This is a genomic window from Paraglaciecola arctica, from assembly GCF_018861065.1.
In the GTDB taxonomy this organism is placed as follows: domain Bacteria; phylum Pseudomonadota; class Gammaproteobacteria; order Enterobacterales; family Alteromonadaceae; genus Paraglaciecola; species Paraglaciecola arctica_B.
The window spans coordinates 9,614-25,234 of record NZ_JAHKQO010000034.1 but is presented as its reverse complement, the minus strand read 5'-3'; the positions used below and the strand labels follow the sequence as shown (position 1 = coordinate 25,234).

Here is a 15,621-nt window from a genome sequence, read left to right as displayed (position 1 = left end):
CAAATGAATACCATCCTGAAAATCGCTGTCATTTTGAATATACTGTTCGCATTTAGCCTTGCGGCTCAAACGATGCAAAAAGTCAATGTAGCGGCGACTCCCTATGACTCATATATACAACTACACGCCCAAAATCTTGCGCAGGCGTTTAAGCAATTAAACACTGACACGCCTAAATTAACCGCTATATTAACCGCTAACAATAACCAGGAATTGTTGAAAGCAAACCGGCAAAAGTTAGTCGATACCTTAGATAGCTTGACCGTGTTTGAAGTGACACTATCTGCAACGAGCCAAGTTAACATCGTAAAAGGTAACGCTACCCCATTAGTAACTCAAGCTGGCTGGGCTAATTATTTAATTAAAGTCATTAATCCACATAGGCTTAAAGGTGATGTCATCATTTCAAGCCCCAATGCACTGCCTATTTACCACAAGTCTGTAGGTGAACAATACGCACTTCAAGAACATTTTATTGATGATAAAACCATTGATACTAGCTTTTTAGAACTTGCAATCTATCGCGATACGCCTTTATCAAGCACCTTATCTACCTTTCCTGTCGAATACCGTATTTTACAAATTTACACTCGTGAAAAGGGCACAAAAACCGCAACTTTTTACAGTGAATTTATAAGCGAAAAAACACCTGAAAAAGAAGTAATATCTAAACAACCTGTAATTTTAGAGCTTCCAATAAAAGCCGCGACTAAAGTTATTTTTAATATACAAGATCAAAGCAATGGTTCTCCAGTTGCGGCATTTACTATTTCTGACGGAGTATCAAGGTTTAGACGAAATGGCGATACCAACCCTTTGCCTAAAGATTACCGCAGACGATTTGCCTTAAGACGTCCTTGGGAAAGGATTTGGCATGACCGTAGGTATAGAAATAGTGTTAAAGCAGGGCAACGCTTAACTGGAATATACCCCCTCCCCTCAATGCGGCTTCCCATTAAAGATCGATTTCCTGATTTTTATTTTCAAGCCCAAATATACAGAAAGCATGGTGAATATGTTTACTTACCCGCTGGCAACTATGAAATTGAGTTTACTCGCGGACCTGAGTATTTAGCGCAAAAAAAATTTATTTCAGTTGCAGAAGGTACCAAGGTCCAACAAGAAAACTTTCAATTAAAACGTTGGACAAATTTAAGCGAATTGGGCTGGTATAGCTCAGATCTTCATGTTCATGCTTCTGGCTGCAAACACTATGAAACTCCTACAAACGGCGTGCCTCCTGAATATATTTGGCGTCAAGCGTTAGGCGAAGATTTAAACGTAACGTCAGTGCTTAATTGGGGCGTTGGTTGGTACGACCAAAAAAAATATTTTGAACAACAAAAAACTCATCCTTTTGCCACTCATAACAACCTTTTGCGTTATGACGTTGAGGTATCTGAAATGCCATCCGCGCACCTCGGGCATTTAGGTTTATGGAATTTAACAGAAGATGACTACCCTAACACTCAAACGCTTGAAGAATGGCCAAGCTGGACAGCCCCGATTCTAAAATGGGCAAAATCACAAGGCGCATCTACAGGCTATGTACATACTGGCTGGGGTATGTTGCCCGATCATCAAACTTATGCTTTGCCTAACTACGCAATACCACAAATGAGTGGTATAGGCGCAAATGAATATATCGTTACCCTCCCCCAACAAACAGTCGATCTTTATGGCGTGGGAGATACCGTTCCGAGTCAAGAACTCAATACTTGGTATCATGCATTAAATTCTGGTTTTCGTACCCGTTTAGTAGGAGAAAGCGACTTTCCTTGTATCTCCCATGAAAAAATAGGGGTATCTCGTGGTTATGCTAAATTAGACAAGAACTTAAATTTTGATAACTACATTCAACAAATGGAAAATGGCCGTAGTTATGTCAGCGATGGACGTTCTCATATAATTGATGTTTATGTTGAAGGTAAAGAGCTAGGCATTGATAACAGTGAAGTACATTTGACTAAGAATAAAAACATTACAATTCAGGCCAAAGTTTCGGCTTATTTACCCAAACAACAGAACGAATTAGGACTTTTTATCGCAAACAGTAGCCCACAACGGCAACCTGCTTGGGATATAGAGCGTGCTCGTCTGGCCCAAACACGAGAAGTGTATGTCGAACTTATTGTTAACGGCGTACCAGTTGATACACAAATCATCGAAGCCAACGGTGATTGGAATGACGTGAAATTTAACTATCACATAGAATATTCAAGTTGGGTAGCCTTAAGAATTTTCCCCAGTTCACATACCAACCCACATTTTGTTTTAGTCAAAGATAAGCCGATTAGAGCATCAAAACGCAGTACAAAATGGTTGTTGTCATTGGTTGACCGACTATGGAAAATCAAGTCAGGAGATATTAAAGAGTCTGAAAAGGCCGCGGCTTTTCAAGATTATAAAAAGGCTAAAAAAGCCTATCAAGCAATACTAGTCGAAACAGAAATCGAATAATCTAAAAAACTATATCTATATGATAAATATAAATATTAATTTTAATTTTAATTTTAAGTAACAACACAACAAAAAAAAGCAATCTACGTCAATCACCCCCTTATAAAGAGGGGTGTCTCTACCGACCTAGCATTATAACGTTATACCTTTATTAAAATTCAATCATGAATATTATTTCATCGGGGTGATAATGGAAAATTCAAAGCGTGAATTTTTGAAATTTGCTGCGTCATTGTCGGCGCTGGCTGTGTTGCCAACATCATTTTCAATTGACTCAAGACCCAAAAGCTGGTTTGAAATATCTATCGCCCAATGGTCATTTCAACGTCAGTTTTATAGTGGCGAAATGAAAACCGCTGAATTCCCAATATTTGCTGCTGAGAAACTAGGCATCTATGGCATAGATTACCTAAGTGATTTTATGCTGGACATTTATAAAAATCCGCAAGCCTTAAAACAAATCAAAAGGGTAAGCGACGAGCTTGGCGTAAAAAATGAAATGATCATGTGTCACAAAGAAGGACGCATTGGTAACGTTGATCCACTTAAACGCCAAAGTGTCATAGACGCGCATTTTCGATGGGTTGAAGCAGCCCACCATCTAGGTTGCCAATCAATCAGAGTCAACGCCCGTTCTGGTGGTACCCGTCAACAACAACTGGATTTAGTAAGCGATAGCCTAAGTAAAATAAGTCAATTCGCCAAACCTTTGGGTATCAACATTATTGTTGAAAACCTATGGGGAAGTGACTTTTCCTATAAGGCCGACTTTATAAAAGAGGTGATGGACACGGTCAATATGGAAAATTGCGGCACCTTGCCAGATTTAAATAATTTTCGCTATGACGACCCCTATAAAAGTGTGGAAGTCATCATGCCTTATGCCAAAGCAGTCAGCGCAAAAAGTCTAGATTTTGATCCTAAAGGTAAAGAAAAGTACATCGATTATGCTCGCATGATGAAAATAGTCTATGACTCGGGATTCAGAGGCTATGTAGGTATTGAATGGGAGGGTTGCAAAAAAACGCCTCTAGAAGGCGTTTTACTTACCAAAGCCCTACTAGAAAAAACACGAGATGAAATCGCTTTATCTAAGTAAAAATGGCCTATAAGAGGAGTAATTTTATGGATCGCCGTCAACTGATTAAATCATTGTTAGCCACATCAAGCTTAGCAATGTCCCCCTCTTTATTAGCGCAAATGACTATGAATGCCCATAAGCATCATATGGCTCAAAAAGATAGCGATGATAAGACTAGAACATTTAAATTTTTATCAAAAAACGAAGCCCATTTAGTCTCAAAAATTAGTGAAATAATTATTCCGAGAACCGATACGCCAGGCGCTAACGATGTGGGTGTAACTGAGTTTATTGATTTAATGTTAGCCGATTGGTACGACGATAAAGACAGTTGGTATTTTATTGAGGGATTAAGACGTTATGACCGAAGACTCACCCAAAAACACTATAGAAATTTGTCTTTACTATCAGCTGAAAAAAGCAAGGCAGAAATCACTTTATTAGACTCTCAAGTCATGCAAAACAAGGAAGAAGAACCGAGTATTCAATACTTTTATAAACGGATTAAAGAACTGACTTTAATTGGTTTTTATACCTCAGAGCAAGGTATGGAAAACGAACTTAACTACAGTGGTCCCATTGCTGAATTCAACTTTGGCAAATCAGGCCCCCCAGGCTCATTCACTCGTTATTAACAGAAAATTTTGCGTAATCCAGACATATTAAAAGATGGAATGAAACACATGAAAGACAATCATTTTGATGCAATTGTAGTTGGTTCAGGTATCACTGGCGGCTGGGCAGCAAAAGAGTTAACAGAAAAAGGGCTTAAAACCTTAATGTTAGAACGAGGGCGTAATGTTGAACCTGGTAAAGACTATGTCACCGAACATAAACGCGAACCAGACTTCCATTTTCGTGGCAAAGGAGATCGTAAACGCTTTCAACACGATCAACCCATTCAGAGTATTACAGGTCAACATAACGAAAGTACACACCACTTTTTTATTAACGACAGAGACAACCCCTATACCAACGATAAAGATAAACCTTTTGTTTGGATTAGAGGACATCAACTAGGCGGACGCTCTTTAATGTGGACTCGCCAAACCTATAGATGGACAGAAAGAGACTTTAACGCCAATGCCGAAGACGGATTGGCAGAGCCTTGGCCTATTAACTATAAAGAAATTGAACCATGGTATGACTATGTAGAGAAATTTGTAGGTATCAGCGGTGAGGCCAATGTAAGTGATGAACTTCCCCATGGACAATTATTACCTCCCATGGAGCTCAATGCCGCAGAAAAGAAATTACGAGCAGGGATCAATCAACATTTTCCAGAACGAAAATTAACCGTTGCCAGACAAGCGGTACTTACCGCACCACACAATGGAAGGCCACCTTGCCATTATTGTGGCACTTGTGCACGAGGTTGTTCAGCAGGCTCATACTTTAGCACCCAAAGCTCTACGCTACCCGCAGCCAAGCGAACAGGTAACCTAACATTAGCTACCAATAGCATTGTTCACAGTATTATCTTTGATGAGTCCACAGATAAGGCAACAGGTGTCCGCGTTATTGATAGCGAAACCAGAGAGGTTACCGAATACTTCAGTAAAATCGTATTTTTATGTGCCTCAGCATTTGAGTCGGTGCGTTTACTTTTCAATTCTAAAACCCCTCGATTTTCTGACGGTTTAGGCAACTCCAGCGGCGTTCTAGGGCATTACATTATGGACCATAACTTTGGTGCAGGAGCCCGAGGACATGTAGAAGGTATCGATAGCCGATACTTCAATGGTCACCGACCTTGCGGTATCGTCATTCCACGCTTCAGAAACGTTAAAAGCAAACACCCTGACTTTGTTCGAGGTTACCAACTAGGCGGTCAAGGCAGACAATTAGGTTGGTCTCGAGGTAGCCAGCAGGTAGGCATAGGTAGTGAGTTAAAACAGCAGTTGCGAGATCCAGGTGTATGGCAAATGCGCTTAAGTGGTGCTGGCGAATGTTTACCTCGCTATGAAAACCATGTACGCATTAATCCTGATGTCACTGACGCATGGGGCATTCCAGTGCTCCATTTTAGCGCTGATTGGAGTAGCAATGAAACAGCTATGCGTAAAGACATGATTAGCTCAGCTGAAGAAATGTTAGACGCTGCTGGCTTTACTGACATAGAAACTTATGACACCCCTGTCGCACCGGGACAATATATCCATGAAATGGGTGGCGCCCGAATGGGGAGCGATCCCAAGAAATCGGTATTAAATGCATACAACCAATGTCATGACGTGCCTAATCTGTTTATTACAGATGGGGCAAGCATGGCTTCGTCTAGCAATCAAAACCCCTCGCTAACCTATATGGCGTTGACGGCTAGAGCTGTTAACTATGCTGTTAATGAGTTAAGGCGTGGAAATATCTAAGAGGAAAATACCTATGAATTGATAACTAAATTAATTTTTATAACGGGCTAGTGCTATTGGTTTAGGGAGTAAGGGATATAGCAATACACTTATATATTCCCCCTTAATTAAATAGAATGTTTACAAATAAACGCCTTAAACGTCAACATTAAAATTACAAAGTAAGATATAGATTTCGACTCACTAATCTCACATTAGCTAAGTTGAAAATAGATTTTCTATCTAGCAAATTATCGGGTCCACATTCGATAAATATCTACTCCTTATTGTTTCAAAAATAGAGTTATTACAAATACATCACTTACACAGCTAGGAGTATTCTTGTGAAAAAAAAGACAACGTATTGGCGGGAAAACCTGCGCTTAATCATGATATGCCTCATCATTTGGTTTGTAGTGTCATTTGGGTTTGGTTTGATTTTAGTTGAACCTCTCAATGAGTTTCGTATTGGAGGATATAAACTGGGTTTCTGGTTTGCTCAACAAGGTTCAATTTATGTATTTGTCGGGTTAGTTTTTTGGTACGGCTATCAAATTACCAAGCTCGATAGTAAATACGGCGCATCGGAGCAATCATAATGGATGAATTAAAGTTATATACCTATATCGCGGTATTTGGCTCGTTTGCCCTGTACTTTGCTATTGCTTGGTGGGCTAGAGCAGCTTCGACTAGTGAATTTTATGTGGCTGGCGGCGGCGTAACCCCCTTACAAAATGGTATGGCGATTGGTGCTGATTGGATGAGTGCCGCCTCATTTATATCCATGGCCGGTATCATAGCCTTTTTGGGATACGAGGGCTCTGTTTACCTTATGGGCTGGACGGGAGGATATGTTTTGCTTGCCATGTTGCTGGCTCCCTATATGCGCAAACATGGTAAATTTACCGTCCCAGAGTTTATCTCCGACAGGTACTATTCAAAAACAGCTCGAGTTGTGGCAGTTATCTGCTTAATTCTCGCATCGCTCACCTATATCATTGGTCAAATGAAAGGTGTGGGTGTTGCTTTCTCTCGCTTCTTAGAAGTTGATTACGCAGTAGGCTTAGGCTTTGGTATGACAGTGGTATGGTTTTATGCTGTATTGGGTGGCATGAAAGGGATTACCTACACGCAAATAGCTCAATACTGTGTATTAATCTTTGCCTATACGATTCCCGCCATTTTTATTTCAATTCAGCTTACAGGTAACCCTATCCCACAACTTGGTTTAGGGTCTACTTTAGCTGACGGTAGTGGGGTGTATTTGCTAGATAAGTTAGACCAAGTTGTCACTGAGTTGGGCTTTAACGAGTATACAACCAGTAATATGAATGGCTCTTTGGATATGTTCGCATTTGCATTGTCACTTATGATAGGAACGGCTGGATTACCACATGTCATTATGAGGTTTTTCACTGTTCCATCAGCCAAAGCAGCGCGATCGTCTGCTGGCTACGCCTTAATTTTCATCGCATTATTATACACGGTCGCTCCCGCCGTAGCAGCCATGGCACGTCTTAACTTAATGAATACCATTGAACCCGCCGCGGGGCAAAATATGGAATATTCTGAGCGCCCACAATGGGTTAAAGATTGGGAAAAAACGGGCCTATTACAGTTTTCAGATAAAAATGGTGACGGCAAAGTACAGTATTCTGCACATGAAGACACAAACGAACTAGTAAAAGTAGATCGTGACATTATCGTACTAGCCAACCCAGCCATAGCAAACTTACCTAACTGGGTGATTGCACTCGTTGCTGCCGGTGGATTAGCCGCTGCACTTTCAACGGCCGCTGGGTTACTACTAGCTATTTCATCTTCCATATCCCACGATTTAATGAAAGGGGTATTAACCCCCAATTTGTCAGAGAAAAACGAATTACTGGCGGGACGCATAGTCATGACTTTGGCGATTTTGATCTCGGGATACTTAGGGTTGAATCCACCAGGATTTGCCGCAGGAACTGTTGCACTGGCTTTCGGGTTAGCAGCCTCATCGATATTCCCCGCATTAATGATGGGTATATTTTCTACAAAAATGAGTGGTAAAGCAGCCATAGCGGGCATGTGTTCTGGTGTTGGGGTAACCATACTTTATGTATTTCAACACAAGGGAATCATGTTTATTCCTGGCACATCATTCTTAGGTGGTTTGCAACCCAATTGGTTCTTTGGGATCTCTCCCAATGGGTTTGGAGCGGTTGGCGCCTTGGTGAATTTTGTAGTGGCTTTTACTGTGCTTAAATTTTCTGACCCTGCTCCCAAGTACGTACAAGACATGGTTGAAAACATGCGCACACCGGGAGGAAGTGGCGCCATTAGTAATCACTAATAGCTGTAACTATTTAAGGCCAAAGTGTCCCCTCTTTGGCCTTTGTTGAAAGCCCCCATTACACGTAGGTAAACTCACATTCCTTATTGGCTATGCAACTAAGTCGTTTTTATACGATAGCGTTAAAACTCAATTTGTAAAAACGTCATAACGTCCCCCTTTTTCACCCAGAATAACCTTGTGAATTCTGGATAAGATGCTTGGAGTCGATTTTAGTGTCAATGTTATTTCAATCACTTGCGTCATTACGCGCTCTACTGAGGGTAATTTTAACTCAGTGACGAGATTTATATGGACTACAAGGCTAGATTTTGGGGTACTTTGAGATTAGGCGAAAACATACAACACAAGCTCAAAGCCTTGTAAAGGGGAGTGGATGTTCCCGACTTTAGTTTAATATAAAACGCATGTGCACCATTAAGGTAAGCTAGATATCCGCGATAAAAAACAAAACTAAATGTTGTTGCAGGTACAAAAAAGCCTTTAACCACCAAGGTAATTAAAGGCTTAAAAAAGACACTCATTTGGTGTAAGTGATATGAAGGTTAGTCACCTTCAAACTTAACTTTGCGACTATTCCCAAAAATAACTAAAACTCACTCCATACGTAATGGGAGGGGCAGGCAATCTAGCAATTGAGTCGGCAGGAGATGTCGATGCCGTGGCGCTACCGATTGAAAGCCAGTACTCAGAATCCGCGGCATTCTTCACCCAAGCAGCCACTTTCCAAGATTCGTCTGACGGTGTATAGCCTAAGGTTAAGTTAATCACATCCCAACTAACCAGTTTCGGAACAGTACCAAGGGTTGACGTAGTAGTGGTTTCATCCTCCCAACTGTAATCAATATGAAAGTTAATTTCACCTGACGATAACGGGATAAAATAGTCCGCCGCCACACTATAACTAAACTCAGGTACACCGTTTACTTGCGTACCTATTAATTCTGGCGCACCTTCGGACTTCACATATTCTGAATCGATAAAACTGGCATTAGCTGAAACAGATAAATCCGCAAATGGTACGAGTATAATGTCCAACTCAGCACCTTGAATATCAGCTTCTGTATTCAGAATAAATGGTGTGCCACCTTCACTGATAATGGCTGTTTGTAGATCCTTATAATCCATATTGAACAATGAAACATTGGCTCGCAACCACTCTGTTACGTCGCTTTTTAAACCAAACTCGTAGTTCGTAACGTTTTCTGGGCTAAATGCCGTCTCAGCGAGCGCCTTAGTTGCAGACGTTCCGTTAAACCCGCCACTTTTAAAGCCTTCACTGTATGAACCATATAATAAAGTGTCGTCACTCAAATCATGTTCAACAGCCAGCTTTATTGTGAAATCATCCCAACTTTCTGTTGTCTCAGTGTCATAAATTTCGGCAATGATTCCTCCATTATTAGGTGGACCAAAAATATAGCCGCCAGCAGGATCAATGACATTGGTAGCAATACCGGCGGTTTTCTCTTCCGTTGTCCAACGTGCGCCACCCGTTAGTCTAGTAAAGTCAGTTAATTTATAAGTGGCTTGACCAAAAATCGCATGAGCTTCAGTATCTTGTTTTTGGAAAAACTGCAATGCCGTATAGCCATCAAACGCTCCTTGAGTGGCGAAGGCAGCCGCATCTTCATTATATAAGTTAACCTCTTTACTCGAATCTTCGAAGAAGTAATAATAGCCAACGACCCATTCTAAGTTTTGGTTTAATGATAAGTGTCCATTGGGATTAGAAGAAAACCTCGCTTCAAAACTTCCCCACTCTGAGTCTTCATCATGTCTTTCATGTAATAAACTCAATGTAGACATGTCTCTATCTGCATCCATAACCAACTCTGACTCTCGATAGCCAAATATGTAAGCTGCGTCAAAATCATCGTGAGCCACTTCAAGACGTGTCATTAGCCCCCATGTTTTTAATTCTTCTTCACCATCATTATCAATGTTTGTTTCATAAAAGTTAGTTGCCGCCTCTCCTGGTAAGATAGTGAAACCGGCTAAATCATTAAAGAGTTGATGAACAAAAGATTGATAACCATCTTCTGGGCCAATATTCATCATAGTAGGATCGGGATTCGAATCTTCAGCATCAATGGTAAAGAAAAGGCTAACATCATCTGATGCAATATATTGCAGCGCTATACGGCCAGCTTGAGTATCAGTACCATTTCCTTTGTTACCTGTATTCAGGTTCTCCATATAACCATCTGCAGTTTTCGACACAAAAGAAGCTTGGGCCATAAGTTTCTCGTCTATCAAAGGGCCTGTCATATACGCTTTTATTTCTTGTATATTTCGATTGCCTAAAGTCGCGGAAACTTTAGCATTGAAGTAATCTTCTGGTTTTTTTGTAATAAAATTAATGGAGCCACCGGCTGTATTTCGGCCATATAAGGTACCTTGTGGGCCTCGTAATACTTCTACCCTTTCCAGATCATACAAAGTACCGCCTGCCGCTCCCATTCTGGGGATGTATATGTCATCAATAAACACTCCCACACCAGACTCTACTGTAATATCATCTTGAGCTTGGCCTACTCCCCTGATATTAAATGAGGTAGTACCAATACCTTGACTTTTGATGCTAAGGCCTGGCACAAAGTTCTGTAATCCATCAACATCTTGAATACCTAAGGTTTCTATATTATCACCATTGATAGCTGAAATGGATGCAGCGACATCTTGAGCACTTTTCGAATGCCTATCAGCGGTAACAGTAATAGTTTCAATTAGTGGTTTTTCTTCATTTTCTAATTCTTCAGCAAAAGTATTTGCTGAAATTGCAGCGACTATTGATATTATAATTTTTGTTTTTTTATTTGTATGTGTCTTCATGAGATATCCTATTACTAATTAAATAGTGCATAAATCACACTACGCAACACCAACTTAGTTCGGATATTGGCAATAGTAGCCTAACAAAAGGAAGGGGCGATTTTATTTTAAAATTAAAACGGTACTTTTAAGCTGAATTTTAGGGGCACGTCTATCTCGTCAACCCTGTGACACAAATAATCAAAAATTCATGCCTAGCTATCAAATCCCTTCAATAATACATTGCATTAAATGTGGACAACTTCATTGAGCGACATTTTGTTGTTGATAATAGAAAATAGAATTTAAGCTCTTAAAAATCGCGCACAGTCAAAAATATTAGCATTTAAAAAATTCGATTAATTAATCAAGGCTTGCATACCTAATTTTAGATCAAATGATCCAAGTAACTCAATAGTAACTCACTGTCTCCCCTTGATTAAATCGACGTTATCTGGTCACATTGATACGAATAAGGTCTCAAAAATGTATACGGTGTGGAGCATAAATAAGTGATGAATAGATGGAAACAACTGACGTTTCGCGATGGTCCGTATTGTCACAATGATAATCGCCTTCCCAATCAGCGAGACAATACAAGGGGACTAGATTTAGCTACGTTCAGGCTCGTCAATGTGTAATCCAAAACAGAAAATTCTTAAAGCGGCGTCACAATTGTTTCTAGAAGTAGGTATACAAGGACTCAGTGTTAGAGCCATTTCAAAACGTGCCGGTATTTCTACTATTGGCATTTATAGTCACTTCAAAGGTAAGCAAGGCATATTAGATGAGCTTTATATGCAAGGGTTTGAGTTAGTTTATTCAGCAATGAATATCGATGAAAATACGTGCTCTCCTAAAACAGTCATTTTACAAGGAGTCAGTAACTACTTGAGTATCGCGGATAAGAATGAGGCGCACTATCGTCTGATCTTTGGCGAAAGTAGTATCGGTTATTCCCCTTCTGATACAGCCAAAGCAGTTTCCGAAAAAGTGTTTGGTCGTTTGATAAACGTTGCGTCAATTCTACTTCCAGAACATTCTACAATGGAAGATAAAAAGAAAATTGCCATAGAATTTTGGGCATTTATGCATGGATTCGTTAGCCTTAAACACCATGTGACTTCGCGTAATATGAAAGAAGAAGATTGGCAAATTATAACGATGAACGCGCTAACTAAGCATATAGATTCAGTAATCGCACTTCATAACTAAAATATGACTCATTCATTATCTATAAAGGTGTTCATTACAACTTTTAGTCTTGTTTTTCGACTGCTAAATTTAGCGCAACTAAGTGACAATCTAGGGGTGAAAAAAGAGTTGAGAAAAGGTGTGAGAAAATGCGCAAAAAAGGTATAAAAAATCTACCTATTCAAACCCTTTAAACGTGAAGCAACATTCAACATGTTTCCTCATTTTTTTTCTTCAAATACATTTCAACGGCAAAATCACAAAGTTCTTCTCTTTGATTTATATCGCTATAGATCCCATCAATGAATAACTTTGCGATACCATGAACGGTTCCCCAAAGAATCTGTGACGTTCGTAAAGCGTTGTCGGTCATATGTAATAGACCCTGTTTTTGCCAATCTTCTGTCATAGATACCTGAAACTGAAAACATGGATAGGCCGACTCTCTAAGTTCCTCTGTACTTGTTTCATTTTTCCAAATTGTACGGCCAAACATTAAATCATAAAGCTCAGGGTTCTCCTCAGCAAACTGTATATATCCATGAATAAAATCACGGATTTTCCCTCGTTCCTTTCCTGGCTCAGTTGTACTAACAGTTTCAAACCCCAATTTATTGATCTCATGAAGTCGCCTAAATCCTTTCTCGGCTAATGCACAAAGTAATTCATTTTTATCTTTGAAATGTTTGTAAGGCGCGGCTCTAGACACTCCCACTTTTGCCGCTAGTTTACGCAAAGACACTTCTTTTAATCCATCCTCGTTAAGGATTTCAATAGCAGAGTTGATTAGGGTTGTGCGTAAGTCACCGTGGTGATAAGAAGATTTTAAAGGCTTATTTTTCATGTAAATAAATTACCAATATATGCACCAACAATCAATCTTGACATTGTCAAATTTGCCATGTATTTTCCAAACCCACACACAAATGACAGCGTCAACATTGGTAAAAAACATGAGAACTTATTTGGGCATTTCCCCTGTATGTGGCGAGTTTACATATATTGATCAATCTTCTGTCATCATTGGTGATGTTAATCTTGCCGTTGACGTGAGTGTATGGCCTTTGGTTTCTATTCGTGGCGATGTGAATAGCATAGTGATTGGAGCTAGAACCAATATTCAAGATGGCAGTATTTTGCATGTGACACGAAAAAGTCCAAATAATCCTGACGGAAATCCTTTAATTATTGGAGACGATGTAACAGTCGGTCATAACTGCATTCTGCATGGTTGCACTCTAGGTGATCGTGTCTTAATTGGCATGGGAGCTATCATTATGGATGGTGTCACCGTTGAAAGCGATGTACTAATCGCCGCTGGTAGCGTCATCCCTCCAAACAAAACGCTTGCTAGCGGATATTTATATAAAGGAAACCCTGCGCAACAAGCAAGAAAATTGCGTGAAAATGAAGTCACTTTCCTGAAACAATCCGCTTTAAATTATGTGGAATTGAAAAACACTTATCTTGACTAGAAGTTCTAACTTAGGCTACTTAGCATTACTTGTTTGCGCCTAATAACCAAATTTTTATAGAATCACACCACTTTGCTCTAGATTAAAAAATCTATAATTCAGTGATTGCCCCTTTGGTTATTCCTAAAGGATTATCAAGGACTTAACACTTCAATTCCATTGGCCGATAAATATTAACGACAGTAGCCAACGCCATATTTACTCAATTATGCTAAAAAACGCGGCAAACTCGCTATTCTTTTAGATCTTTTCTTAATATTTTACCCACTGGACTTTTTGGCAAAGCTGCAATTAATTCAACTAGTTTAGGAATTTTATACGCTGCCAAACGTTCTCTACAATGTTCCAAAAGCGCTTCTGTATCTATTTTTTCGCCGTTCTCACTGACTATGTATGCTTTTACTATTTCACCTGACTTGTCGTTTTTAGCACTGACACATGCGCTTTCTAATACACCATCGAATAAATTAATGACTTGTTCAATTTCGTTAGGGTAAACATTAAAACCAGAAACATTGATCATATCTTTTACACGGTCAACCAACCATATGTAGCCATGCTCATCAATGCGTGCTAGGTCTCCAGTCTTCAGAGCGCCGTCTGCGCAAAATATATTATCTGTTTCGTCCGAGGCATTATAATATCCAGACATGATATTTGGACCCGTAACACACAGTTCCCCCACCACATTGGCTAGTAGTATATTTTCGTGCTCATCCCTAATGGTTGTTTCACAATTAGGTAGTGTTAACCCAACGGTTCCAAATTCCGTGCTTGTATTTTCAGACATGAAACTAATCAAACCCGAAGTTTCTGTCATCCCGTAACCTTCAATAATTGAGCAACCTGTCAGTTCATGCCATTTTTGCGCGGTACTTTTTGACAAAGCAGTTGCACCTGAACCACAGAGTTTGAGTGAAGCAAAATCCTTCTTACTCAGATTACCGGCGTGATACAAGCCAGAATAGAGCGCATTTACTCCATACATCATAGTAATAGACCATTCCCGAAATAAATTCGCCATTTTTGGGAGATCTCTAGGATCTGAGATAAGTAAAATTGTACTCCCTTGAGATAAACTGCTTAGTAACCCAATCACCAACCCAAATATATGGTAAAGGGGCAAAGGCGCTAACACGACTTCAGTACTAGGCTGAATATACGGTGTCATTAATTCAAATTGATTGATACAGGAAACAATATTGCTATGGGTTAACATAGCGGCTTTTGGCTGGCCAGTTGTCCCGCCTGTATACTGCAAGAAGGCAACATCCTCTGTCTTAACTAGTGCCTCAAGTTCACCATTACGTTCTGACTCTGTTTTGCCAAGATTTAATGCATCAATAAAACTGATAAGGGTGCTGGATTCTTGTTTAACTTGATCCAATCTCAGCGGCCCCGGTGTAACGCTAACTACAGATTTAAAATTGTTGAAACTGGGTAATTTAGCAATGTTTTCTAACATGGGAGCAAATACAACCACTGCCTTTATTTCACAATCACTTACTACTTTGTAAATTTCAGAAAACGTATACATAGGATTCATATTTACAACGGTTAAACCGAGACGATATGCAGCGAAAAGAGCGATCGGATAAGCTAGAACATTAGGCATAACTAACGCTATTACATCACCTTTTTCCAATCCTTTGAGTTTAAGATAATGAGCAAACTGAATTGATAATTGTGAGAGTTCTGCATAGCTTAATTCTTGCTGGTCACACACTAACGCTACCTTGTTACAATATTTCTTACTGGCAACATCCAAAATTTCTAAGATAGATTTGTATTTGTCAGTTATCCCTATTGCTCCAATCGAATCAGTTTGTTGCATAAATCCTCACTTTTATTAAAACTAACCGCATTTAAACTTTCTATTAAACTCATAGTAAATCAGTATAAATAGCCAAGTTG

At 39.7% G+C, this 15,621-nt stretch carries 11 protein-coding genes; 8 read left to right on the top strand and 3 right to left on the bottom strand.

Features of this window, described 5'->3' with window-relative positions:
- Positions 1–3: 3 nt before the first annotated feature.
- The 6 genes from KO534_RS12935 (at position 4) to KO534_RS12910 (ending at position 8,224) form a co-directional block, all read left to right on the top strand.
- Positions 4–2,460 (top strand): CehA/McbA family metallohydrolase, encoded by a 2,457-nt coding sequence (locus KO534_RS12935; RefSeq protein WP_215930085.1) that lies wholly within the window; start codon positions 4–6, stop codon positions 2,458–2,460.
- A 190-nt stretch (positions 2,461–2,650) separates the two neighbouring features.
- Positions 2,651–3,559 carry a sugar phosphate isomerase/epimerase family protein gene (locus tag KO534_RS12930; RefSeq protein WP_215930084.1) on the top strand — a complete coding sequence of 303 codons (909 nt, stop codon included), beginning with the start codon at positions 2,651–2,653 and terminating at the stop codon, positions 3,557–3,559.
- Positions 3,560–3,585: 26 nt separating this feature from the next.
- Positions 3,586–4,176 carry a gluconate 2-dehydrogenase subunit 3 family protein gene (locus KO534_RS12925; RefSeq protein WP_215930083.1) on the top strand — a complete coding sequence of 197 codons (591 nt, stop codon included), beginning with the start codon at positions 3,586–3,588 and terminating at the stop codon, positions 4,174–4,176.
- A gap of 48 nt (positions 4,177–4,224) precedes the next feature.
- Entirely contained in the window at positions 4,225–5,910 is a 1,686-nt protein-coding gene (locus KO534_RS12920; RefSeq protein ID WP_215930082.1) for a GMC oxidoreductase, read from the top strand.
- Positions 5,911–6,233: 323 nt separating this feature from the next.
- Positions 6,234–6,488, top strand: coding sequence for a DUF4212 domain-containing protein (locus KO534_RS12915; protein ID WP_215930081.1), 255 nt, complete (start codon positions 6,234–6,236; stop codon positions 6,486–6,488).
- Positions 6,488–8,224 carry a sodium:solute symporter family protein gene (locus tag KO534_RS12910; protein WP_215930080.1) on the top strand — a complete coding sequence of 579 codons (1,737 nt, stop codon included), beginning with the start codon at positions 6,488–6,490 and terminating at the stop codon, positions 8,222–8,224. The genes KO534_RS12915 and KO534_RS12910 overlap by 1 nt, the downstream gene beginning before the upstream one ends.
- A gap of 573 nt (positions 8,225–8,797) precedes the next feature.
- On the opposite strand, the gene KO534_RS12905 is transcribed toward KO534_RS12910, so the two are convergent.
- On the bottom strand, positions 8,798–11,059 hold the full coding sequence (locus KO534_RS12905) for a TonB-dependent receptor (protein WP_215930079.1): 2,262 nt from the start codon (positions 11,057–11,059) through the stop codon (positions 8,798–8,800).
- Between the two features lie 612 nt (positions 11,060–11,671).
- Here KO534_RS12905 and KO534_RS12900 point away from each other — a divergent pair.
- Complete coding sequence (locus KO534_RS12900; protein ID WP_215930078.1) at positions 11,672–12,253, top strand: TetR/AcrR family transcriptional regulator; 582 nt, start codon at positions 11,672–11,674, stop codon at positions 12,251–12,253.
- Positions 12,254–12,440: 187 nt separating this feature from the next.
- Here the strand turns inward: KO534_RS12900 and KO534_RS12895 are convergent, their stop codons facing one another.
- Positions 12,441–13,076: a TetR/AcrR family transcriptional regulator gene (locus KO534_RS12895; protein WP_215930077.1), complete on the bottom strand. Its 636-nt coding sequence runs from the start codon at positions 13,074–13,076 to the stop codon at positions 12,441–12,443.
- A 109-nt stretch (positions 13,077–13,185) separates the two neighbouring features.
- Here KO534_RS12895 and KO534_RS12890 point away from each other — a divergent pair, with 109 nt between their 5' ends.
- Positions 13,186–13,707, top strand: a complete 522-nt coding sequence (locus tag KO534_RS12890) for a gamma carbonic anhydrase family protein (protein WP_252732134.1) — start codon at positions 13,186–13,188, stop codon at positions 13,705–13,707.
- 232 nt (positions 13,708–13,939) lie between these two features.
- Here the strand turns inward: KO534_RS12890 and KO534_RS12885 are convergent, their stop codons facing one another.
- Positions 13,940–15,541 (bottom strand): AMP-binding protein, encoded by a 1,602-nt coding sequence (locus KO534_RS12885; protein ID WP_215930075.1) that lies wholly within the window; start codon positions 15,539–15,541, stop codon positions 13,940–13,942.
- Positions 15,542–15,621: the final 80 nt, after the last annotated feature.

Excerpts from the sequence above, each read along its gene's own strand:
- KO534_RS12900 (WP_215930078.1), top strand. The coding sequence starts at position 11,672 with ATGTGTAATCCAAAACAGAAAATTCTTAAAGCGGCGTCACAATTGTTT.
- KO534_RS12935 (WP_215930085.1), top strand. The coding sequence starts at position 4 with ATGAATACCATCCTGAAAATCGCTGTCATTTTGAATATACTGTTCGCA.
- KO534_RS12920 (WP_215930082.1), top strand. The coding sequence starts at position 4,225 with ATGAAAGACAATCATTTTGATGCAATTGTAGTTGGTTCAGGTATCACT.
- KO534_RS12925 (WP_215930083.1), top strand. The coding sequence starts at position 3,586 with ATGGATCGCCGTCAACTGATTAAATCATTGTTAGCCACATCAAGCTTA.
- KO534_RS12885 (WP_215930075.1), bottom strand. The coding sequence starts at position 15,541 with ATGCAACAAACTGATTCGATTGGAGCAATAGGGATAACTGACAAATAC.
- KO534_RS12895 (WP_215930077.1), bottom strand. The coding sequence starts at position 13,076 with ATGAAAAATAAGCCTTTAAAATCTTCTTATCACCACGGTGACTTACGC.
- KO534_RS12910 (WP_215930080.1), top strand. The coding sequence starts at position 6,488 with ATGGATGAATTAAAGTTATATACCTATATCGCGGTATTTGGCTCGTTT.
- KO534_RS12890 (WP_252732134.1), top strand. The coding sequence starts at position 13,186 with ATGAGAACTTATTTGGGCATTTCCCCTGTATGTGGCGAGTTTACATAT.
- KO534_RS12930 (WP_215930084.1), top strand. The coding sequence starts at position 2,651 with ATGGAAAATTCAAAGCGTGAATTTTTGAAATTTGCTGCGTCATTGTCG.
- KO534_RS12905 (WP_215930079.1), bottom strand. The coding sequence starts at position 11,059 with ATGAAGACACATACAAATAAAAAAACAAAAATTATAATATCAATAGTC.